The sequence below is a fragment of the Streptomyces sp. NPDC017890 genome, assembly GCF_044328675.1.
GTDB lineage: Bacteria > Actinomycetota > Actinomycetes > Streptomycetales > Streptomycetaceae > Streptomyces.
The window spans coordinates 1-4,504 of record NZ_JBIRHU010000072.1; the positions used below are offsets into that span (position 1 = coordinate 1).

General features: G+C 72.3%; 2 protein-coding genes. Both read right to left on the minus strand.

What is annotated here, in order from left to right:
• Positions 1 to 3,641: type I polyketide synthase (locus tag ACH4F2_RS35090; protein ID WP_398136733.1), on the minus strand; the 3,641-nt coding region annotated here is incomplete at its 3' end.
• Positions 3,642 to 3,706: 65 nt separating this feature from the next.
• Positions 3,707 to 4,504 (minus strand): phosphopantetheine-binding protein (locus ACH4F2_RS35095; protein WP_398136734.1); only part of this gene is annotated, 798 nt, incomplete at its 5' end.

The following is a 4,504-nucleotide window of genomic DNA, read 5'->3' on the forward strand; positions in this document are numbered from 1 at the left end:
AAGAGTGAGTTGATGGTGTTGCCGCGGGTGTCGTGCAGTTGTTCCGTGGTGACGGGACGCAACGCCAGCGACCCCACCGACAGGACCGGAGCGCCTGTGATGTCCATGGCCCGGAGCGCGACGGTGTCCGCCCCCGCCGGGGACAGTACGACCCGCACGGTCGCCGCTCCCACGGCGCTCAGGGTGACACCGCTCCAGGAGAACGGCACGTACGCCTGCCGGTCGTCGGACACGAAGTCGCCGAAGCGGATGCCGTGCAGGGCGGCGTCCAGCAGGGCCGGATGCACCGCGCACCGGGCGGCGTCCTCGCGGGCTTCCTGCGGTACGACGATCTCGGCGAACACCTCGTCGCCGCGCCGCCAGGCCTCGCGCAGACCCTGGAAGACCGGGCCGTAGGCGTAACCGCGCTCCGCGAGGGACGGGTAGAGGCCGCTCACGTCGATCCGCTCGGCATCGGCCGGCGGCCAGGCCTCCGGGACGTGCCCGCCATCCGAGGCGGCGGTGCGCAGGGCACCGTCGGCATGCCGTACCCACTCGCCTTCCCGGCAGGAGTACACCGACACCGGGCGCCGGCCGGACTCGTCGGCGTCGCCGACCGACACCTGTACCTCGACCGCCCCCTGCTCGGGGAGCACCAGCGGGCCCTCAAGGGTCAGCTCCTCCACCGTGTCACAGCCGAACCGCAGACCCGCCTGCAGAGCCAGCTCGACGAAACCCGTACCCGGCAGGAGGACGACGCCGGAGAGCGCGTGGTCCCCGAGCCAGCGGTGCGCCGCCCGCGACAGGCGGCCGGTCAGCACACATCCGCCCGAGGCGGGCAGCGTCACCGTGGCGCCCAGCAGCGGATGGTCGAGCGCACCCAGCCCCAGCGACGAGGCGTCGCCCTGTCCGGGAGCCGGAGTCAGCCAGTAACGCTCCCGCTGGAACGCGTAGGTCGGCAGCTCCACCCGGTTCCGGCGAGCACCGGTGAACGCCGGGAGCCAGTCCACCCGGACGCCCGCCACGTGCAGCCGCGCCAGCGACGAGAAGAACCGCGCGAGACCGCCTTCACCGCGCCGCAGCGAGCCCGTCACGACGACCTGCTCGTCGGCCGCCTCCGCGGTCGCCTGAACACCCGTGGCCAGCGCCGGATGGGAACTGGACTCCACGAACACGCGGTAGCCGTCCGCGAAAAGGGACCGCAGCGCACCCACGAAGTCGATCGGCATGCGAGCGTTGCGGAACCAGTAGTCCGCGTCGAGCCCGGTCGTGTCCAGCAAGCCGCCGGTCACCGTGGAGTAGAACGGTACGGCGGCCCGGCGGGGCTTGACGTCCGCCAGCAGCTCCAGCAGCCGTTCGCGCAGCGGCTCGACCTGAGGGCTGTGCGAGGCCACCGTCGCGGGCACCACACGGGCACGCACCCCGTCCTCGACACAGGCGGCGACGAACTCCTCCACGCTCCGCGGGTCACCGGCCACCGTGGCGGCCGCGGGCCCGTTGACACCGGCCACGGCCAGGCGCTCGCCCCACGGCGAGAGCCGGTCCTCCAACTGCTCCACCGGCAGGGCGACCGAGGCGATGGAGCCCTTGCCCACCAGCGTCTCGGAGAAGAGCCGGCTGCGCAGCACCACGATCTTCGCCGCGTCCTCCAGCGAGAGCGCCCCCGCCACACAGGCCGCCGCGATCTCGCCCTGCGAGTGGCCGACCACCGCGGACGGCTTCACCCCGTAGGAGGACCACAACTCGGCGAGCGACAGCATCATCGTGAACAGGACCGGCTGGACGACCTCGATCAGTTCGAGCGACGGCGCTCCGGGCACGCCGCGCACCACGTCCTCGATCGACCAGTCGAAGTACGGTTCCAGGACGGCCGCGCACTCGGCGAACCGCCGCGCGAAGACAGGGGAGGTCTCCAGCAGTTCGACGGCCATGCCCGACCACTGCGACCCCTGGCCGGGGAAGACGAACACCACACCGGAGTCGGGGCCCGCCACCCCGTCGACCACGTTCGCGTCGGGCTCCCCGGCCGCCAGCGCCGTGAGCCCACGCAGCAATTCCTCACGTCCAAAACCCGTCACGACCGCGCGGTGCGACAGCGCCGAGCGGGTCGTGGCCAGCGCCCAGCCCACGTCGGACGGGTCCAGCGTGTCCACCGTGGCAGCCAGCGACGCGGCCTGGGCCCGCAGGCCGGCCTCCCCGTGCCCGGAGACGATCCAGGGAACCGCCGGCGCGGTGGCGCCCTGCGGGGCGGGCTCCGCCCCGGCCCCGGCCCGGGACGCATCCGGTACCGGAGGTTGTTCCAGGACCACGTGCGCGTTGGTGCCACTCACACCGAACGCGGACACGCCGGCCCGCCGCGGCCGGTCGTTCTCCGGCCACCGCGTGTTCTCGGTCAGCACCCGCACCGCACCGGCCGACCAGTCGACGTGCGGGGTCGGCTCGTCCACGTGCAGGGTGCGGGGCAGTACGCCGTGCCGCATCGCCATGACCATCTTGATGACCCCGGCCACGCCCGCCGCCGCCTGGGTGTGGCCCAGGTTCGACTTCACCGAGGCGAGCCACAGCGGGCGGTCCCGGTCCTGTCCGTACGTGTCGAGCAGCGCCTGGGCCTCGATCGGATCACCGAGCCGGGTCCCGGTCCCGTGCGCCTCCACCGCGTCGATGTCCGTCGCGGCGAGCCGGGCGTTGGCCAGCGCCGCCTGGATCACCCGGCGCTGGGACGGCCCATGGGGGGCGGTGAGGCCGTTGGAGGCGCCGTCCTGGTTGACGGCGGAGCCCCGGACCACGGCCAGCACCTGGTGCCCGTTGCGTTCGGCGTCGGACAGCCGCTCCACGAGCAGCATGCCGACACCCTCGCCCCAGCCGGTGCCGTCCGCACCCGCCGCGAACGCCTTGCTGCGGCCGTCGGCAGCCAGCCCGCCCTGCGCGGAGAGTTCGACGAACGTGCTGGGCGTCGTCATGATCGTGACACCACCCGCGAGCGCGAGCGAGCACTCGCCGTTCCGCAGTGCCTGCACCGCCAGGTGCAGGGCGACCAGCGAGGAGGAACAGGCGGTGTCCACGGTGGCCGTCGGCCCCTCCAGCCCGAAGGTGTAGGCCACCCTCCCGGAGAGCACGCTCGCCGCGCTGCCCGTGCCGAGGTGTCCCTGCACCTCGTCGCGGGCCGCGCTGAGCAGCGTGGCGTAGTCCTGGCCGTTGGTGCCGATGAACACTCCGGTGGGGCTGCCCTGCACGGCCTCGGAGGACAGTCCCGCGCGTTCGAAGACCTCCCAGGCGGTCTCCAGCGTCAACCGCTGCTGCGGGTCCATCGCCAGTGCCTCACGCGGCGAGATACCGAACAGTCCCGCGTCGAAGTCGGCGATGCCGTGCAGGAAACCCCCGTACCGGGTGACGGACGTGCCGGAGCGGCCGGCCGGGTCGAAGAGGCCGTCCACGTCCCAGTCGCGGTCGCCGGGGAAGTCGGTCACGGCGTCGCCACCCGCGGACACGAACTCCCAGAGCGCCTCGGGAGAGGCGATACCACCGGGGAAACGGCAGCTCATGCCCACGATCGCGATCGGTTCGCCGCTCTTCGCCTCCACGTCCTGAAGGCGCTGCCGAGTCTGTCGCAGATCTTTCGTCATCTCCTTCAGGAAGTGACGAAGCTTCTCTTCATTCGACATCGCAGCCTGCCCTCTCAACGTGGTACTGAGCTCGTTCGACGGGGAATTGGAGTCCGGCGGAGGAATCACGAGATGCCGAACTCCTTGCCGATGAGATCGAAGATCTCGTCGTCGGTCGCGGAATCGACTGCCGCGTCGACGTCGTCGCCTCCCCGCTCCGTCCAGCGGGACAGCAGGGCCTTGAGCCGCGCGGCGACCTCCGCGCCGACCGCGTCGCCGGGTGGCAGAGCGGACAACCTGGCCTCCAGGCGGGTCAGTTCGTCGAGCGCGGGTGGCTGCCCGTCCCCTGTGAGTACGGTGCGGACGTGCTCGGCGAGCGCCGCCGGAGTCGGGTGGTCGAAGACGACCGAAGCGGCGACCCGCATCCCGGTGGCGGCCACGAGCCGGTTGCGCAACTCCACAGCCGTCAGCGAATCGAAACCGATCTCCAGGAACCGGCGCGCGGGATCCACCGAAGCCGGCTTCGCGTGCCCCAGTACGGCAGCGACCTGGGTGCGTACCAACTCCAGGACCGTGCGCTCCTGTTCGGCCGACGGCATGGTCCGCAGGCGAGCGGTCAGTTCCCCGGCCGCCTCGACCGGTGACGTGGCGGTGGCCGGCAACTCGCCGAGCAACTCGCTCAGCAGCGGCCTGTCCCGCACTCCGGCGAACCGGGAGGCGAAGCTCGCCCACTCCACATCGGCGATCATCACAGCGGTCTCGTCCGCCGCCAGCGCCTGGCTCAGCGCGTCGACCGCCTGCTCCGGAGGCATTCCCGGCAGCACCCGCTGTCCGGCGCCCATGCCGGTGTGGGCCCAGGCGCCCCAGGCGATGGAGGTGGCGGTGTGGCCTTGGGTGCGGCGGTGGTGGGCGAGGGCGTCGAG